This window comes from Acidovorax radicis (assembly GCF_020510705.1).
GTDB classification, from domain to species: Bacteria; Pseudomonadota; Gammaproteobacteria; order Burkholderiales; family Burkholderiaceae_C; genus Acidovorax; species Acidovorax radicis_A.
In genome coordinates, this window is sequence record NZ_CP075184.1 from 2,696,929 (window position 1) to 2,713,618 (window position 16,690).

Genomic DNA, 16,690 nt, shown 5'->3' on the forward strand with positions numbered 1-16,690 from the left:
CAAGAACACGCAGCAGACCTGGCGATGAACGCGTTTCGCATGGTCGAGACGCAGCACACCGCGGCCACCATGCGCCTGGTGGACTCTGCGGACGAACAGACCCTGCTCGAGCAAATGCTGGACGACGCCAAACCCCCGCTGCCCCCACACGCCAAGGGGCTTCATTACCTGCTGGCCGCGCCCTTTCGTTACCGGTCACCGACAGGGTCTCGATTTCGCGGCACCCAGATGACCTGCCTCTGGTATGGCGCCGACGATCCGTTTTGTGCCTGTGCCGAAATTGCCTATTGGCGCCAGCGGTTTTTGCTGGACAGCGCGGGGCTCGTGGCGCAACAACTGTCCACCGAGCACTCGATGTATGAAGCTGTTGTCAGCGGGCGGGCCCTTGATCTGCTGTCACTCCCCTGGTCACAAGCCGAAGCCCAGTGGACACACCCCAGCAACTACACCGCAACACAGAAGCTGGGGGCGTTGGTTCAAGACACTGGCGATGTGGCGTGGATCCGTTATGCCTCGGTGCGCGCGCCCGGGCACACCTGCGCCGCCGTATTTGACCCACGGAGTCTGGCCATGGTCACCCCAGAGGGCCGGTATGAACAGTGGCACTGCCACACCACACGCGACCGGGTCACGTTATCCAACGGCCGTGTGCGGTTTGACTTTTAGAACGTGTTCACGATCTAAGCAAGCGGGCGTCCTGGCAGTGGCACGGTGTATCGGCTTGTAGAAATGCTATTAAATATATAGCTGCTAACGCTTATTGATAAAGCGCTAGAGGCCTAAAAGTCTTAAAACCTTAGTCAAACGGCTGGGTTCGTTGATGCTGAACAGAGCGTGAATGAGCCGTTCAGCGTACTTTCAGGGTGGTATTCGGACAATGCCACACGACACGAAGCCTGCACTGCGAACTGTCTCGTGCTGTGCCTTTTTTACAGGAACCGCCCATGAAATCCACCCCCACTTTGCGCCATGCCGTGCTGGTTCTATGGCTAGGCTTGGCCGCCCTGCCCACGTGGGCCAGTGACGATTGCGATGCGCCGCTCAATCGCTGGCAAACGCGTGATGCGGTGCGGCAGATGGCCGCCGCACAGGGCTGGCAGATCCAGCGGCTGAAGATTGACGACGGTTGCTATGAAATTCGCGGTACCGATGCCCAAGGACGCACCTTCAAAGCCAAGATCGACCCGGAAACCCTGAAGGTGTTGAAGATGAAGCAAGGCGACCACCAGCGGGACCGGGACCGGGACCGGGACCGGGACCGGGAGCGCGATGACGAGGGTGCTGCGCGGCACGCTCGACCGCCGCAACCGGGCGCCGCCGCCGGGCCTGCGCCTATGGCATTGCCGATCTCATCGCCTACTTCATCGCCTACGTCAGCCCCTGGCTCCGCGCCGCGCGGCCAGGTCGAATAAACACATTTCTCACAGAGAGCATCACCATGTCCAAACCTCTTTTGACCATTCTGGCCACCGCCTGCGCGCTGGCCCTTCCCGCCCTGGCACACAGCCGCCCGCTCACGCTGACCGCCCAGCTCAAGAACTACGGCGGCGACGGCGCCTACCTGGCGGCCTACCTGACCGATGCCAAAGGCGCCTATGTGCGCACGCTGTGGGTGGCAGGCGGCAAGGCCAAGTACCACAAGCACTTGTCTGACTGGAGCCGCCTCTCGGCGGGGGACGCCAAACGCCTCAATGGCGTCACCGGTGCCAGCGTGGGCGCTGGGCGCACGCTCAAGGTCACCGCCGATCTGGCGGATGCACTGATCGACGCGGGCTATGAAATCCGCATCGACGCTGCGGCAGAGGACATGCGAGACAGCCCGTCGGAGGTCCGCATTCCACTGTCCAAAGCCAACGCCGGCAAGCCGCAGGCGGGCAAGCAGTACATCCAGTCGGCAACCTTTCAACTCCAGTAAAGGGCCCGCATGAGTTGGAAAGCGATCCACCGCTGGCTCGGCCTGACCATTGGCACCCTGGCGGTGGTGCTGGGCATCACCGGTGCCATCCTGGCGATTGACCCGGTGCAGCAGGCGTGGCAGGCGCCCGCTGCCCCGGGCAATTTTCCCGTGGCCACCTTGGTGGAGCGCGTGGCGCGCAGCGTCCCAAATGCAGAAGAAATCCGCCGTCTGCCATCGGGCGCCATCGTGGTATTCAGCTTTGCAGGGGACCAGCCGCAGGCGTCTTACGTGGACCCCGCCGATGGCCATGTGCTGGGTGCGTGGCAAGCCTCGGCGCTGCCGCGCTGGGTGAAGAACCTGCACCGCTCACTGCTGTTGGGCGACGCCGGGCGCTGGGGTGCGGCGGGCACTGCGCTGACCGTGGGCTTGTTGTGCGTCTCTGCCCTGGTGCTGTTGCTGCGGCGCATGGGCGGCTGGCGGCGGCTGGCGGCACGGGTGCGTGGCTCGCTGGCGCAGCGCATCCACGTGGTGACCGGCCGCGTGGTGCTTGCCATCCTTTGCATCACATCGCTCACAGCGCTGACCATGAGCGCATCGACCCTGGGGCTGGTGACGCTGGACCCCAGAACCGAACCTGAAGTGTTTTCAGTAGTAACCGGCAAGCCCGACATGCCCGGCGCACAGCTGACAACGCTGCAAAACCTCCAGGTGCAGGATTTGCGCAAGCTGAGCCTTCCTGGCGCCACCGACCCGGAAGACACCTGGAAGGTCGTCGCCGCCCAAGGGCAAGGCTGGATTGACCGGACCTCGGGCCAGATGCTGGCCTGGCAGGATGCCCCCCTGGCGCAGCGTATCTACGACTGGGCCGTGGTGCTGCACACCGGCGAAGCGGCCTGGCCCTGGGCCGTGGTGCTCGGGCTCGCGGGCGCCAGCGTGCTGCTGTTCTGGCTGTCGGGCGTTGTGATCTGGTGGCGAGCACGCCGCCAGGCACCGCACATCATCGGCAACACGCCCATGGCACAGGCCGACGTGCTCATCTTCGTGGCCAGCGAAGGTGGCAGCACCTGGGGTTTCGCGCAGACACTGCAAGACGCGTTCGTGCAAGGCGGTCACCGCGTACACACCAGTGCACTGGAGAACTTTCGAACCACGGCCGCCACACGGCAGGTGTTTGTGCTTGCCGCAACCTACGGCGAAGGCCAGGCCCCGGCCCATGCCAGCCACGCCCTGGAGCACATCGCCAAGCTCAACGCCAGCGCTGTGCCGGTCACGGTGCTGGGCTTCGGCGACCGACAGTTCCCGGCCTTCTGCGCCTTTGCCAAGGCGCTGGATCAGACCTTGCGCGCACAGGGCTGGCCCACGTTGCTGCCGGTCGAGTGCATCCACCAGCAATCGGGCCAGCAGTTTGCGCGCTGGGGCGATGCCCTGGCACAGGCGCTGGGCGAACCCCTGGTGCTGGAGCATGTGCCGCGCTTGCCAGCCACGGTGGCGCTCACGCTCGTCGCGCGGCAGGACTATTCCGGTGTCACCGGGCAAGCCTCGGCGATCATGCGCTTTGCGTGGCCTGCACAAGGACTGGACGCACGCTTGCGCGGGCACGGTCTGGCGCGGTTTGCCGCGGGCGATCTTGTGGGCGTTGTGCCGCCGGGTTCGGCCGTACCGCGCTACTACTCGCTGGCGTCGGGCTGGGAAGATGGTTTTGTGGAAATCTGCGTGCGTCAGATGAGCGGCGGCCTGTGCTCCACGCACTTGCTGGGCCTGCAGATGGGGGACAGCATCAGCGCCTTCATACGGTCCAACCCCGGCTTTGCACTGCCGCGATCGCGGCGGCCTGTGCTGCTGATTGGGGCGGGCACCGGTGTGGCGCCGCTGGCGGGCTTCATCCGGCGCAACGACAGGCGCAGCCCGATGCACCTGTACTTTGGCGGACGTGACCCGGCGCGGGACTTTTACTTTGGCCCCGACATTCAGCGCTGGCTCGCCGAAGGGCGCCTGGCAACGCTGCAGACGGCTTTCTCGCGCGTGCCCGACGGCGGCGGCTATGTGCAGGATGCCCTGCGCCGTGACGCCGAGCGCGTGCGCGACCTGGTGGCGCAGGGCGCCATCGTGCGCGTTTGCGGCAGCCGTGCCATGGCGCAGGGCGTGGCCGAGGCGCTGGACAGCGTGTTGGCGCCACTGGACTGGAGCGTATCAGCGCTGAAAGCCAAGGAGCGTTATGCCGAAGATGTCTTCTGAGCCCCATGAGCACGCTGCGCCCTGCAAACGCACCACCCTGCACGGCCCGACCATGGGCACGCGCTGGTCTGCCAACGTCGATGCCGACGCCTCGGTGGACCTCAAGGCCTTGCGCCAGGACCTCGCCGCTGCGGTGGAGCAGGTGGACGCGCAGATGTCCCCCTGGAAACCCGACAGCGACCTCGTGCGCCTGAACCGCGCGTCTGTGGGCGAATGGGTGGACCTGCCCGCTGAAATCCTGGAGGTACTGGACTGCGCACTCGATGTTCAAAGCTTGAGCGCGGGTGCCTTCGATCCGTGCGTGGGGGCGCTGGTTGACGCGTGGGGGTTTGGCGCGGTGCGCGATGCACCGGACGCGCAAGCGATCCGCGCCGCACGCCAGTCCGTGCCTCTCGCCGCGAACGGGCGCCTGGAACTGGACAGGCCCGCAGGCCGTTCCCGCAAGCATGCATCTATCCAACTGGACCTGTGCGGCATTGCGAAGGGATACGGGGTGGATCACATGGCCAAAGTGCTGCAACAACACGGCGTGCGGCATGCACTGGCCGCGCTGGATGGTGAGCTGCGTGCCGTGGGCGCTCAAGCCAGCGGCGCGCCCTGGGCGGTGGCGCTCGAACGCCCCGAGACAGGGCGCCGCGCGGTGCATGGGGTCATCGAATTGGAGGATCTGGCTGTGGCCACCTCGGGCGACTACCGGCACTATCTGGACGTGGGCGATGCGCGCATCGCCCACACCATGGATGCGCGCCGCTGCGCGCCCGTGAACAACGCCGTGGCCTCGGTCACCGTGCTGGCACGCACCTGCATGCTGGCGGATGCCTGGGCCACGGCCTTGCTGGTGGCAGGCCCCGACGAAGGCCTGGCCATGGCACAACGCATGAGGATGGATGTGCTGTTCCTGTTGCGTCGTGCGGAAGGCCTGACGCAAGTGGGGCTGGGGCGGTTCGGCACGTCTGCTGATGGGTGAAGCCTTGCGTCGCTGGTAGCGTGAAGCCCGTCGAACCCCCTGCGTTTGCCAGTACCACGCATCGCAACCGGGGCCAGCGGGGGATGGCCCTCTCCCACCGGCCCGGTCACGCCTTTTCAGCGCACTCGATTTGCTGCGCCGTCAAAACGCCACCTTCACCCCCACCGTCAGATGCCGCCCCATCAGCGGCGCTGCGTTCTTGATGAACGAGGTGTGCGCATACGCCAGGTGGTCCGTCAGGTTGTTGGCCTTCAAATACACCTGCCATGGCGTGCCGCTGCTGAACTGGCCGTTGTAGCTCACCCCCACGTTCAGCATGCCGTAGCCGGGCGTGGCCACGACGCTTTATTGAGCCACGCACACGCCCAATGACTGACTTTTGGCCCGGTACATGGCGGCGTCTGCAGCGCGCAGGTAGTCGTCGACCGTCGCCAACTTGGATGCGCTGCTGGCCAATCCGATACTCGCACCACTGATCACGGTGTGCCTGCCAATCACGTAAGGTGCTTCCAAGGCGGCGGCAATCTGCTCCGCGCGTTGGCTGGCTTCAGCGGGATCAATGGACTCCAACAGCACATTGAACTCGTCGCCACTCATGCGGGCGACCAGATCAATCGCCCGCACACAGGATTCGAGCCGCCGCGCCACCTGTTGCAATAGCTGGTCGCCCACATGATGTCCATAGCTGTCATTGACAGCCTTGAACCCGTTGAGATCCAGCAGCAGCACGGCGAACATCGCAGATCCATCGCGCGTCGGCACGCCATCACCGTTCACCCCGTCGTTCTGGTGCAGCGCGATGAGTTGCGCGAGTCGATCACGGAACAACGGCCGGCCGGGCAAGTTGGTCAGCGCATCGTAGGAACTGCCACGCTCGGCCAGATCGCTCAACGATCCCGCCATGCGCACGGGAACGCCGTCTTCAAACTCGGCGAGCCCGCGCCAATTGACCCATACCAGCCTCTCAGCCCCGTGGAACGCGCGGAAGTCCACCGAAAAGTTCGAGCTGTTTCCGGACAGGTGCCTGCGGTAGGCCTCCTGCACGCGCTCGCGATCCTCGGTATCGATGAGTTGCTCGAGAAAGCGCCAGCCCCCGTCATGCAAAAGATCGGAGCTACCCAGCCCGACGATCTGAAGAAAACGCCCAGACACATGCAGGGCGTCCGTTCGCAAGTCCCAATACCAGATGCCGTCATTGGATCCGCGGGTCGCCAGCGAATAGCGGTTTTCGGAGCGCAACAAATCGAGTTCGGTGTTCTTCTGCTGGGTGACGTCGATCATCAGGCCGATCATGCGGTTCGGCCGACCCGGCTCGACCACTGCGCGGCACAGATCACGCACCCACACGACCTTGCCCGACTTGGCAATCAGCCGGTAACTCATCTCGTAGGCATGGCTGTGCGTGGCGTTGTAAGCGGCATCGTCAATCAGCAGGGCCTGCGCCAGGTCATCGGGATGCACATGCGCCCGCCAGAAGCCCGGGTCAGCCCGCCACTCCTCGACCGAGTAGCCGAACAAGCGCTCGACCTGCGGGCTCAGAAAGGTATTGCCCACCCCGATTTCAGCTTCCCAAACCACGCCATCAATGGTTTCCAGCAAGCGCAGAAAGCGCTGGCGAATTTCCACCAGCACCTGCTCGGTAACCTCGGTGATCTCGATCAGGACACCCTGGCGGCTGATCACCCGCTCGGCCGCATCCGTCTCCGGGTGGAACTGCAGACGCACCCAGCGATAGTCCGCGTCGGCAAAGCGCAAGCGGAACACCGGCATGCCCGAGCGCAGGGTGCCGATGTCGTCAGGATGCACGAATTCAAGCAAAGACCTGCCGAGCGCCGCCGCCACCGAATGGCCGGTGAGCTTGTGCCACGCCGGGTTCAGATAAGTGATCTCCCACAGCGCATCGGTTTGCACCACCGCCTCGGGTAACAGTTGCAGCAGTTTTGCGGACGGCGTGGGAGTGGTGGGCATGCAGGGCTGTTGCAAAAAGGGAGGCAAATACATCCAACGGATAGCAAAATCAACCACGTGAGATCAAGTATGGCACGGGTTCCGGGCCCCCTTATTTTCGGTGGTTTGGGGCAGCCAAACAGCGCGAGCCAGCGACGCCCTCCCCCGCCGCTGGCTCGCTCACATCACGACGGCATCACCCGTCAAAACGCCACCTTCATCCCCACCGTCAGATTGCGCCCCATCAGCGGCGCTGCGTTCTTGATGAACGAGGTGTGCGCGTACGCCAGGCAGTCCGTCAGGTTGTTGGCCTTTAAATACACCTGCCATGGCGTGCCGCTGCTGAACTGGCCGTTGTAGCTCACCCCCAGGTTCAGCATGCCGTAGCCGGGCGTGGCGGTTTCGAATTCGGCCACGCGGGTCTGGCGGGCCACTTGCACCCATTCGACCTGGCCTTCCCAGGCTTGCCAGTTGGCGTCCAGCCGCACGCCAGCGCGGGTGGCGGGGATGCGGGGCAGCAGGCCGTTGCCGCCGTCGAGCTTGGCGCGCACGGTGTCGCCGAACAGGGTGATGCCCAGATTGCGCGTCAGGCGCTGGCGCACCTGGCCTTCGATGCCGGTGAAGGTGGCGTCGGCCTGGCTGTATTGCAGCAGTTGCAGGCCATCCACTTCATCGAGCGTGCGGCCATAGATGTAGTTGCTGATGCGGTTGCGGAAGACGCTCACGCCAAAGGTGGTGTCGCCGCTGGTTTTCTTCAGGCTCACGTCGATGTTCTGCGAGATCTCGGACTTCAGGTCGGCGTTGCCGCGCTCATACGTGCTGGTGGCCATGTGCAGGCCCTTGGCATACAGCTCTTCGGCCGAAGGGGCGCGGCTGGCGCGGGTGAAAGAGGTGCCGACCTGGTAGCCGGACGTGAACTTCCACACCGCGCCCAGCGATGCCGAGGTGCCGTTGTGGCTGCGTTCGATGCCGCTGGTTTGCGCTTCGGCCGTCTGGCGGTCGTGGCGCAGGGCGGCTTCAAAGCGCCAGTCGCCCAGGCGATATTCCTCTAGCGCAAAGAAGCCCAGCTTACGCGTGATGGTGGGCTCCACATAGGCCTCTTCGCCTTCGGCGCTGAACTTGCGTTGCGAGGTTTGCAATCCAACCACCCCCTTGAAGCCAGCAAGCGGCTCGTGCTGTAGCTCGATGCGGGTGTCGTAGGCCTTGTTCTTGAAGGTGGTGCTGACCGCGCCGTCTTCGACCTCGTCGTGTTGGTAGTCGGTGACGCCCGCACGCAGGCGCAGGGCCGAAAAGCCGGTGAACGGGTTGCGCAGCTCGCCCCGGATGTCGAAGCGTTCGCTGCGCAGGTCCACCACGGGCACGTCGCCCGCTGCCCCGTCGTGGTCGTGGTCATGGCCGTCTGCTTCGTCATCGGCATGGGCGCCGCAGTGCAGGTGGTCGCCGTGGGTGTGGCAGCCGTCAAAACTGTGGTTATGCCCCGGCAGGCCATATTGGGCGGTCTGGCGGGTGTAGGCCGCGCCCAGGTAGCCCTGGTCGCCCACCCACGACAGGCCGACGCTGCCGGTGTCGGTGCGGTTGAAGCTGCCCAACACCTTGCGGGTGGGTTCGCCCTCAGGCGCCCAGCCCTTGCCAACGCGGTAGTCGCCTGCGTCGCGCGCCACGCCTTCCACGTGCACCGCCAGGTGGCCCGCGCCGCCGGTCAGCGAGAAGGCCCCTGCCCCTTCGCGGGCGCCCGTGTTGGCGCGCAGCTCGGCGCTGCCTTCGTAGCCTTTTTCAGGGACCGCAGTGGGCACCTTGCCGTCGAGCACATTGACCACGCCGCCCACGGCGCCGTTGCCATAGACCAGGGCCGAGGGGCCGCGCAGCACTTCGATCTGGGTGGCCAGCAAAGGCTCGGACACCACGGCGTGGTCGGGGCTGATGGTGGAGGCGTCGTGCAGCTCGGCCCCGTCGCTCAGCACCTTGACGCGCGGGCCGTCCATGCCGCGAATGATGGGGCGGCTGGCACCGGCGCCAAAGTGGCTGCTGGTGATACCGGGCTCACTGTTGAGCGTCTCGCCCAGGGTGGCCTCGCGGCGGCGCACGAGCTCGTCCCCCTCCAGCACGGTGGCCGGTGTGGTCATGTCGTTGGCACCCAGCTGCAGGCCGCTGGCCGACACGGTAACGGGTGCCAGAGTGGGGGCTGCCGCGCTGTCGGGGCTGGCCTGCGCGTGTGCCAGCCGGGTGCCAGACAGCAGAACCATCGCGGCAAGGGCCACAGGGCGCAGGGCAGGACGGCGGGGTGTGCGAAGGAGGTGTGCAGGGTGAAAAGTGTTCATGGTGTCTTGTTGTCTGTGCAATAGGTGCGCGCCGACATGGCGGGCAACCAGTGCCCGCTGCGGCGGTGCTTGGGGCGGTTCATGCCCCGAAAATATGATTAAAAAGTGCATGTAGCGCTTTATTCGTAAGCGCTGGCAGCTATCGATATGTGAGCTGTCAGGCGCCACACACCCATCCATTGCGCGGCTCTGCGCCCCTTTGCATTCATCTGCATCCATCTGCCAGCAGCTGACGGCACGCAGAGTTGTGCGCCTCTTTCAAGAAGCGATAGGCAAAGGTGAATGGCTGCACTGGCCCCGGCTCGGGCCGCAGCGCAAGCGTTTTGAAGCGACGCTTAAAACGTGTTCACGCGCTCACACTGCGGGCGGGCCGCGCGCGTAGAACAGCGTGACGTGCAGCACACCGACGCGGTCGGCCGGTGGTGCGGGCGGTGCTTGCGCCAGCACGGGCGCAGGCACCGCCATGGGGATGGAATACAAGGCGTCGCCCAGCGCGAGCTGATCGAGCAACAGGCAGTCGGCGGCGCTGTGGTGGCCGGCGAGCAGGTCGAACAGGCCGGGGGAGCTGGCGGGGACGGCGCCCGCTGGCTGAGCCGGTGCAGCGGCCAGTGCGGGGTGCTGCGCTGGCGTTGGCGTTAGGGTTAGCGGCCCCAGACCCTGCGCTTGGGCTTGTGTTGGAGCCTGCAGCGCCAGCAGCACCCGCCCGGCGTGCACCCGGTCAAGCGTGCTGCCGTGGGTGACCTGGTGCAGACGGCCCAGCGTGGGTGCCACCACCAGCGCCAGCAGCAGCCATACCAGCGCGGCCTGGGCACCCACCACGCGCAGGCCCTGCCCCGCCCAACGCCGCGCCACGCCGAGGGCCGCCGCCGCACGCGCAGGCTGGCGCAGCGGGGCTCGGCCTGCAAAGGCAGCGGGCGAATAAATGGGTGGGTGGCTCACGGAACGGGACGGGCAATAAGAAAAAGAAAGAGGCGAGAGAAACTGGCGCAGCAGGGGAACAGGGGAACGGAGGCGTGCGATGTCTTCGGACCATGCACCGGACTGTTTATTTATTTACTTACTTAGTTGTTTGTTGATTGATTGACGGATCTATTTCACCGGCACCGCATTCACCACGCGGTAATACAGCCCATAGGGATCGTTGGGGAGCAGCGTGAACTGGCCTTCCACCACCACGGGTTCCAGCGAGTAGCGCACGGGGGTACGGGCTTTGACCTCGACCATGCTCTCAGGCCCGCCGGGCAGGCAAAAAGCGCAGGTCAGCGGCACCGAGGTCAGCAAAAAATGGGTTTGTGTGGGCTTGGCATCCAGCGGCACCATAAAGCCCTGAATGCGCTGCACGGTCTTGTTCAACCCCTGCTGGCGGGCGCTGAACACGGGCAGCACGGCGTCTTTGGTGGTCTTTTTGGTCAGGTCCGTCAGCGTGGACCATGGCACCACATCCGAGCGCTGGGGCAGCGGCGCAATCGGGCTGCTGGGGCTGTGAAAGCCCGGCCCGGTGCCCGCAGGCAACCCACCCATGGCCGCGCCTGCCGGCAACGGGGACGAGAGCACGGGCGCCCCCATTTGCGCCCCCATTTGCGCCCCCATTTGCGCCCCCATTTGCGCCCCCGTTTGCGCCCCCGTTTGCGCCGCAGGGGCCGCAGCGGGCTTGGGCGCGGTGCCCACCACCGGCTGTGCATGCAGCGCGCCACCCATAACCGCCACCACGCCACAACCCACCACCACCGCCGCCCCCAGCACCCGCGAAAGCGTTGCCGCGCGCTGCGTGGCATGGCGAGGCGTTGCGCTGGTGACGGTTGGGGTGAACATGGGGATAGACATAGGTATAGGTTGGGCTATGGGTAGGCTGGGGGATGAGCGTGGGTCAATGCAGCGGCCGAATCGATGCTTTGAACAAGCGCTTAGTGCGCGTGTTTCATCCCGCAGTCTTTGCCAATGGCCAGGTTGCGGCAGGCCGCCTGCAGGTCTTTTTGGCACTGGTCATGGTCTTTGCCCGACTCCAGGCATTTGGCGGCAGATTCATGCGCGGCAGCCATGGCGCGGTGGCGCTCAATGTCGGCCTTGGTTTCCTTGTCGCCATGGCCTTGGGCCTGCGCGAAGGCACCTGCCAGCAACCATGGGGCCAGGGCCAGCGCGAGGAGGGATTTTTTCATGAAGGACCTTTCAGTACGGAGGGGTTGAAAACAATACGAAAAAGACAAAAAACGAAAGGGGTGCAACCCCCAAGTGGGCAGGCGATCGCTCATGCCTGGCCCAGCAAATCGGCCACATCGGTGCGATAGGCCTGCAAAGCGGGCAGCAGCGCGGCCAATGCGGCCACCGCCGCAGCCAGTAAGGGCACGCCAGCTTCGGCCGGCAGCCACACCAGCCCGGTCACCGGCAACAACCCCTGGGCGCTGAGCGCCCAGCCCAGCCCTTCGGCCAGGCCGTGGCCCAGCACCAAGCCCAAAACAGACGCCAGCGCGGCCAGCCACAGCGCTTCCCACAGCACCAACCCGGCCACGCGGCCCGGGGGCGCGCCCAGCATGCGCAGCATGGCCAGGTCGGCCCGGCGCTCGCGCACGGCGTTCCACAGCGCGATGAACACGCTCAGCGCGGCCACCGCCAGCAGCACGCAGCCAAAGGCGCGCAGCACATCGGCCCCCACGCCCAGCAGGCGCAGCAGGCGCGTGACCTCGATCGCGGGCGCGGCCGCCTGCATGGCCGTGTCGGCATTGATCTGGCGCGGCAGCGTGACGGCGGCCAGGGGCGAGCGGTAGCGCACCAGGGCCACGGTCACTTCGCGCTCTTGCTTGAGGATTTCCAGGTCGTCGGGGCCATCGGCCGTGGCGGTCTCGTGCACCAGCCAGACGGATTCGGTGCTGGTCAGGATGAGCCGGTCAAGCACGCAGCCGCAGGGCACCAGCACGCCGCTCACGCGGTAGGGGTGGTCGCCATGCGCGTGCCCTCCCCCGCCCAGGCCGTGGCTACCAATGAACGTGGAGCCCACCAGCGGGGCGCCGCCATGGGTGGCTTTGACGATGCTGCGCGCGACCGTGGCGCCCAGCACGGCATCCATGGGCTGCTGCCACAGCGCGCCTTCGGCCAGCGTGGCCTCGTAGTGCGCCACATAGTCAGGCGTGGTGCCCACGATGCGGTAGCCCTGGTAGCTGTCGCCCAGGCTCAGCGGGATGACCTGCGCCACCAGCGGGTTCTTCTGCAGCGCCTGCACATCCTGCAGCGGGATGTTGCCGGTGGGCACATCGATGTGGAACACCCCCGCCAGAATGAGCTGCAGCGGGCTGCCCTTGGCGCCCACCACCAGGTCAATGCCCGCGAGGTCGCGCTCGAACGCCTTGTCGAGCTGCGTGGCGACCAGCAGCACCAGCGTGATGGCCGCCAGGCCCAGCGTGAGCACCAGCAGGTTGAGCACGGCCGCCAGCGGGCGAGACCACAGGTAGCGCCATGACAGGCGGGCGAGTTTGAATACTCCTGAATTCATAGCTGCTAGCGCTTATCCGATAAGCGCTGGGCGCCCATTTCATTCAAATCCAGGGGCTGAACACCCGCCAGGGCGGACACCACACGCTGGTCATGCGTGGCGATCACCAGGCTGGCATCGCAGGCGGCGGCGCTTTGCTGCAGCAGCGCCAGCGCATCAAAGGCGGCCTCGTCGTCCAGGCTGGCCGTGGGCTCGTCGGCCAGCAGCACCTGCGGCGCCAGCAACACGGCCCGCGCCAGCGCCACGCGCTGTGCCTGCCCGCCCGAGAGTTGGTGTGGCTTGCGGGCGGCCAGCTCGGCCACCCCCACCTGCGCCAATGCGCGCTGGATGGCTGCATCGTCACGTGGCAGCCCGGCCGCAAAGTAAGCCAACGCCAGGTTGTCGGCCACCGTGAGTGCGCTGCTGAGGTACAGCTTTTGCGGCAAAAAACCAATCGTGCGGGCGCGCCAGGCATCGATCTCGGCCCCGCGCTGCGTGCCCAGCTGCGTGCCCGCCACAAACAGGTCGCCCCCGCTGGCCCCGCGCAACCCGGCCATCAGCGACAGCCAGGTCGATTTGCCCGTGCCCGACCGGCCACGCAGCAGCAAGGTGCCGCCCTGGCGCAGATCCACGTCCGGGAAGCGCAGCGGCGCAGCGCCGCCCGTGGCGTAGGTGTAGGACAGGCCCCGGGTGCGGATCATGCGGCGGAGCCTTCCGAGGGGTGCGCACAGCCCGAGCACCGCCCGCGCACTGCAATGTCCACGGCCAGGCCCTCATGCCCGGCCGTGGCCAGCGCCTGCAGCACCTGCTTGAGAGCCGTCTGCACTTTGACCGAGCCCTGCGACAGGCGGAATTGGCGGTGGCAGTCGTCGCATTCAAAGCGGGGTGCAGCGCCCTCTTCGCCTTGTGGGGCCAGCGCGTACCGCGTCACGCGGGCGGCATCCACCTGCTTGTGCAGCAGGCCTGCAGCGGCAAAGCGGTCGAGCAGGCGGTAGACGGTGACTTTGTTGACCGCAGCACCCGCGGCAGCCAGGGCCGTCTCGACCTCGGCTTCAGACAACGCGGCGTCTGGTCGGGCCTCATACAGCGCAGCCAGCGCCCGCGTGGCGCGGGTGGCGCGCATGCCGGGCGGGAGCGACCAGGGCTGGAAGCGGTGAGCGTTTGAAGAGGACGGTGCGGACATGGATGTGGCGTATGGACGTGGCATAACGCAATTGGGTTGCATTATGCCCGCACACAACCCCCGCACTGACCACAGCGGGCATGAAAGCCGATGGACTCAGGGCCTGAGGCAGTGACGCCGCACCTTTCACAGCCACCCGAGCCTTCGACTCACCCCTTCAAATAGCGCGTAAACGTCTTGCGAAACTTCTCCACCTTCGGCCCCACCACAAACGCGCAATAGCCTGCGTTCGGGTTGTTCGCAAAGTAGTCCTGGTGGTACGCCTCGGCCGTGCTGTAGTCCGAGAGCGGCTTCACCTCGGTGGTGATGAGCGCTCCAAACAGCTTGTCTTGCGACATCTGCCGGATCATGACGTTAGCGATCTCGCCGTGCTCAGGGTTGTCAAAGTAGATGCCGCTGCGGTATTGCGTGCCCACGTCGTTGCCCTGGCGGTTGAGCGTGGAGGGGTCGTGGGTATGGAAGAAGATTTCCAGGATCTCTTGCAGGCTGATCTCGTCGGCATCGAACGTCAGGCGCACCACCTCGGCGTGACCGGTATCGCCCTGGCAGATCTGCTCGTACGTGGGGTGGACGGTGTGGCCGTTGGTGTAGCCGCTTTCCACGTCGGTGATACCGCGCACGCGGTCGAACACGGCTTCGGTGCACCAAAAACAGCCGCCGCCCAGGGTGATGGTTTGCAAAGTCATGGCAATCCTTGGTTGTTCGTCAAATCGTCTGATTATCAATTGACGCTCCCGCACGTGCTTGCTACATTACTAACCGGTCAGTCATTAACGAAGTTGCCCCTTGTCCCATACGCCTGTTCCCACTACCGCCCCAGTTGGCACCAAACGCGAGCGCCGCAAGGAAGCCCGCCCGGGTGAGCTGCTGGAGGCTGCGCTGGACCTTTTTGTCGAAAAGGGTTTTGCCGCGACGCGGGTGGATGAGGTGGCGGCGCGGGCCGGGGTGTCCAAAGGCACGCTCTTTCTGTATTTCCCCAGCAAGGAAGAACTGTTCAAGGCCGTGGTGCGGCAGAACATTGCAGGCCGGTTTGAAGAGTGGCGAGGCGAACTGGAGTCGTTCGAAGGCACCACGAGCGATCTGCTGCGCTACTGCTACCAGGTGTGGTGGGAGCGCATCGGCGCCACCAAGGCCTCGGGCATCACCAAGCTGATGTTCAGCGAGGCCCAGAATTTCCCGGAGATCACCGAGTTCTACCAGCAGGAGGTGATTCTGCCGGGACAAGCGCTGATCCGCCGCATCGTCGAGCGCGGCATCGAGCGCGGCGAGTTCCGCCCCGTGCCGCTGGACTACATCGTGCACGTGGTGCTGGCCCCCATGATCTTCCTCATGATGTGGAAACATTCGGTGGGCGCGTGTATTCCAGACTCGCTGGGATTACGGCCTGAGTTGTATATCGAGGCGCAGATCGACAACGTGCTGCATGGCCTGCTGGTGCGGCCCGAAGGCTCGCAGCCCATTCCACCCCCTTCCTCCTCTTCACCGCCCCCACGCGGCACCTGACCATGAAACGCTGGATTCCCTTGGGCGTTGCAGCCATCGCCGTCGTGCTGATCGGTGGCGGTGTGTGGCGTGCCATGGCGGCGCGGCAGGCGCAGCAAAAGGCTTTGGCCGAGGCCACCACCCAACGCGCCGAGGCACCGCTGCAACTGGCACCCGATGAGGTCGTCACCGTGCAGTCGTCCCAGCTCTCGCTGGGGGTGCCGGTATCAGGCTCGTTGCGGGCCGTGGACTCGGCCATGGTCAAGGCACGCGTGGCCGGCGAACTGCAGGGCCTGACTTTGCGTGAAGGCGACAGCGTCAAGGCGGGCCAGGTAGTGGCACGCATCGACCCGACCGAAGCCCGTGCACGCCTGCGCCAGGCCCAGCAGCAGGCCGACGCCGCCAAATCGCAGGTGGACATCAACCAGCGGCAGTACACCAACAACCGCGCGCTGGTGGACCAGGGCTTTATCTCGGCCACGGCACTGGTGACCTCGCAGGCCAGCCTGGAAGCGGCCCAATCCAGCTACCAGGCCACCGTGGCAACGGCCGACGTGGCGCGCAAGGCGCTCGAAGATACGGTGCTTAAAAGCCCCATCAGCGGGCTGGTGGCCCAGCGATTGGCCCAACCGGGCGAGCGCGTGGCCATTGACGCCCGCATCATTGAGGTGGTGGACCTGTCGCGGCTGGAGCTGGAGGCGTTGCTCAGCCCGTCGGATTCCGTGGCGGTGCGCGTGGGCCAGAAAGCTCAGCTCACCATCGAGGGCATCGGGGCCCCGGTGCCTGCCACCGTGGTGCGCATCAACCCCAGCGCCCAGGCGGGCAGCCGCACGGTGCCGGTCTACCTGCGGGTGGAGCAGCCCTCCGGCGCCATGCCGCTGCGGCAAGGCCTGTTTGTGCAGGGCACGCTCGATACCGGGCGGGCCGATGTGCTGGCCGTTGCGCTGGATGCCGTGCGCACCGACAAACCCGCGCCCTACCTGCAAACGCTCAAGGATGGCCGTGTGGCCTATGTGGAGGTCAAGACGGGCACGCGTGCCGTGGTCAATGGCCAGACCCTGGTGGCGGTCGAAGGTGTGCCGGAAGGCACGGTGGTGGTTGCGGGCCGGATCGGCCAGTTGCGCGAGGGCACGGCCGTGGCCGTGGCTGCGACAGCCGCCGCGTTGCCCGCAACATCCCGCGCAGCGCCCTGACCTCC

At 65.8% G+C, this 16,690-nt stretch carries 16 protein-coding genes and 1 pseudogene; 7 read left to right on the forward strand and 10 right to left on the reverse strand.

Annotated elements, in window-relative coordinates; translation table 11 throughout:
* The first annotated feature begins 24 nt into the window (after positions 1-24).
* The 5 genes from KI609_RS12290 to KI609_RS12310 all read left to right on the forward strand — a co-directional run bounded on the left by KI609_RS12290 (position 25) and on the right by KI609_RS12310 (position 5,099).
* Positions 25-666, forward strand: coding sequence for an RES family NAD+ phosphorylase (locus tag KI609_RS12290; RefSeq protein ID WP_226443616.1), 642 nt, complete (start codon positions 25-27; stop codon positions 664-666).
* 278 nt (positions 667-944) lie between these two features.
* Positions 945-1,412, forward strand: a complete 468-nt coding sequence (locus KI609_RS12295) for a PepSY domain-containing protein (protein ID WP_226443618.1) — start codon at positions 945-947, stop codon at positions 1,410-1,412.
* Positions 1,413-1,438: 26 nt separating this feature from the next.
* On the forward strand, positions 1,439-1,915 hold the full coding sequence (locus KI609_RS12300; protein WP_226443620.1) for a DUF2271 domain-containing protein: 477 nt from the start codon (positions 1,439-1,441) through the stop codon (positions 1,913-1,915).
* A 9-nt stretch (positions 1,916-1,924) separates the two neighbouring features.
* Positions 1,925-4,132 carry a PepSY domain-containing protein gene (locus KI609_RS12305; RefSeq protein ID WP_226443622.1) on the forward strand — a complete coding sequence of 736 codons (2,208 nt, stop codon included), beginning with the start codon at positions 1,925-1,927 and terminating at the stop codon, positions 4,130-4,132.
* Entirely contained in the window at positions 4,113-5,099 is a 987-nt protein-coding gene (locus KI609_RS12310; protein WP_226443624.1) for an FAD:protein FMN transferase, read from the forward strand. Before KI609_RS12305 ends, KI609_RS12310 begins: the two co-directional genes overlap by 20 nt.
* 141 nt (positions 5,100-5,240) lie before the next feature.
* Here the strand turns inward: KI609_RS12310 and KI609_RS12315 are convergent.
* The 10 genes and pseudogenes from KI609_RS12315 to msrA all read right to left on the reverse strand — a co-directional run.
* A pseudogene (locus tag KI609_RS12315) lies at positions 5,241-5,435 on the reverse strand (hypothetical protein); the annotation flags it as partial.
* A gap of 9 nt (positions 5,436-5,444) precedes the next feature.
* Positions 5,445-7,067, reverse strand: coding sequence for a sensor domain-containing diguanylate cyclase (locus KI609_RS12320; RefSeq protein WP_226443628.1), 1,623 nt, complete (start codon positions 7,065-7,067; stop codon positions 5,445-5,447).
* Between the two features lie 182 nt (positions 7,068-7,249).
* The gene (locus KI609_RS12325) at positions 7,250-9,364 is read right to left on the reverse strand and encodes a TonB-dependent receptor domain-containing protein (protein WP_226443630.1); all 2,115 of its coding nucleotides are present in this window, start codon (positions 9,362-9,364) and stop codon (positions 7,250-7,252) included.
* Between the two features lie 354 nt (positions 9,365-9,718).
* On the reverse strand, positions 9,719-10,303 hold the full coding sequence (locus tag KI609_RS12330) for a hypothetical protein (protein ID WP_226443632.1): 585 nt from the start codon (positions 10,301-10,303) through the stop codon (positions 9,719-9,721).
* Between the two features lie 150 nt (positions 10,304-10,453).
* On the reverse strand, positions 10,454-10,966 hold the full coding sequence (locus KI609_RS12335) for a DUF3299 domain-containing protein (protein WP_319003144.1): 513 nt from the start codon (positions 10,964-10,966) through the stop codon (positions 10,454-10,456).
* Positions 10,967-11,268: 302 nt separating this feature from the next.
* Entirely contained in the window at positions 11,269-11,520 is a 252-nt protein-coding gene (locus tag KI609_RS12340; protein WP_226443634.1) for a hypothetical protein, read from the reverse strand.
* Positions 11,521-11,609: 89 nt separating this feature from the next.
* A complete protein-coding gene (locus tag KI609_RS12345; protein WP_226443636.1) occupies positions 11,610-12,848 on the reverse strand; it encodes an ABC transporter permease in 1,239 nt (412 codons plus the stop codon).
* 5 nt (positions 12,849-12,853) lie between these two features.
* A complete protein-coding gene (locus KI609_RS12350) occupies positions 12,854-13,528 on the reverse strand; it encodes an ABC transporter ATP-binding protein (protein WP_226443638.1) in 675 nt (224 codons plus the stop codon).
* Entirely contained in the window at positions 13,525-13,950 is a 426-nt protein-coding gene (locus KI609_RS12355) for a Fur family transcriptional regulator (RefSeq protein WP_226450378.1), read from the reverse strand. The genes KI609_RS12350 and KI609_RS12355 overlap by 4 nt, the downstream gene beginning before the upstream one ends.
* A gap of 209 nt (positions 13,951-14,159) precedes the next feature.
* Positions 14,160-14,696: a peptide-methionine (S)-S-oxide reductase MsrA gene (gene msrA / locus KI609_RS12360; protein ID WP_226443640.1), complete on the reverse strand. Its 537-nt coding sequence runs from the start codon at positions 14,694-14,696 to the stop codon at positions 14,160-14,162.
* A gap of 100 nt (positions 14,697-14,796) precedes the next feature.
* Here msrA and KI609_RS12365 point away from each other — a divergent pair, with 100 nt between their 5' ends.
* Entirely contained in the window at positions 14,797-15,513 is a 717-nt protein-coding gene (locus KI609_RS12365; protein ID WP_226443642.1) for a TetR/AcrR family transcriptional regulator, read from the forward strand.
* A gap of 2 nt (positions 15,514-15,515) precedes the next feature.
* Positions 15,516-16,685, forward strand: coding sequence for an efflux RND transporter periplasmic adaptor subunit (locus tag KI609_RS12370; protein ID WP_226443644.1), 1,170 nt, complete (start codon positions 15,516-15,518; stop codon positions 16,683-16,685).
* The last annotated feature ends 5 nt before the right edge of the window (positions 16,686-16,690 follow it).

Excerpts from the sequence above, each read along its gene's own strand:
- KI609_RS12290 (WP_226443616.1), top strand. The coding sequence starts at position 25 with ATGAACGCGTTTCGCATGGTCGAGACGCAGCACACCGCGGCCACCATG.
- KI609_RS12295 (WP_226443618.1), top strand. The coding sequence starts at position 945 with ATGAAATCCACCCCCACTTTGCGCCATGCCGTGCTGGTTCTATGGCTA.
- KI609_RS12300 (WP_226443620.1), top strand. The coding sequence starts at position 1,439 with ATGTCCAAACCTCTTTTGACCATTCTGGCCACCGCCTGCGCGCTGGCC.
- KI609_RS12305 (WP_226443622.1), top strand. The coding sequence starts at position 1,925 with ATGAGTTGGAAAGCGATCCACCGCTGGCTCGGCCTGACCATTGGCACC.
- KI609_RS12310 (WP_226443624.1), top strand. The coding sequence starts at position 4,113 with ATGCCGAAGATGTCTTCTGAGCCCCATGAGCACGCTGCGCCCTGCAAA.
- KI609_RS12320 (WP_226443628.1), bottom strand. The coding sequence starts at position 7,067 with ATGCCCACCACTCCCACGCCGTCCGCAAAACTGCTGCAACTGTTACCC.
- KI609_RS12325 (WP_226443630.1), bottom strand. The coding sequence starts at position 9,364 with ATGAACACTTTTCACCCTGCACACCTCCTTCGCACACCCCGCCGTCCT.
- KI609_RS12335 (WP_319003144.1), bottom strand. The coding sequence starts at position 10,966 with ATGGGGGCGCAAATGGGGGCGCAAATGGGGGCGCAAATGGGGGCGCCC.
- KI609_RS12340 (WP_226443634.1), bottom strand. The coding sequence starts at position 11,520 with ATGAAAAAATCCCTCCTCGCGCTGGCCCTGGCCCCATGGTTGCTGGCA.
- KI609_RS12345 (WP_226443636.1), bottom strand. The coding sequence starts at position 12,848 with ATGAATTCAGGAGTATTCAAACTCGCCCGCCTGTCATGGCGCTACCTG.
- KI609_RS12350 (WP_226443638.1), bottom strand. The coding sequence starts at position 13,528 with ATGATCCGCACCCGGGGCCTGTCCTACACCTACGCCACGGGCGGCGCT.
- KI609_RS12355 (WP_226450378.1), bottom strand. The coding sequence starts at position 13,950 with ATGCGCGCCACCCGCGCCACGCGGGCGCTGGCTGCGCTGTATGAGGCC.
- msrA (WP_226443640.1), bottom strand. The coding sequence starts at position 14,696 with ATGACTTTGCAAACCATCACCCTGGGCGGCGGCTGTTTTTGGTGCACC.
- KI609_RS12370 (WP_226443644.1), top strand. The coding sequence starts at position 15,516 with ATGAAACGCTGGATTCCCTTGGGCGTTGCAGCCATCGCCGTCGTGCTG.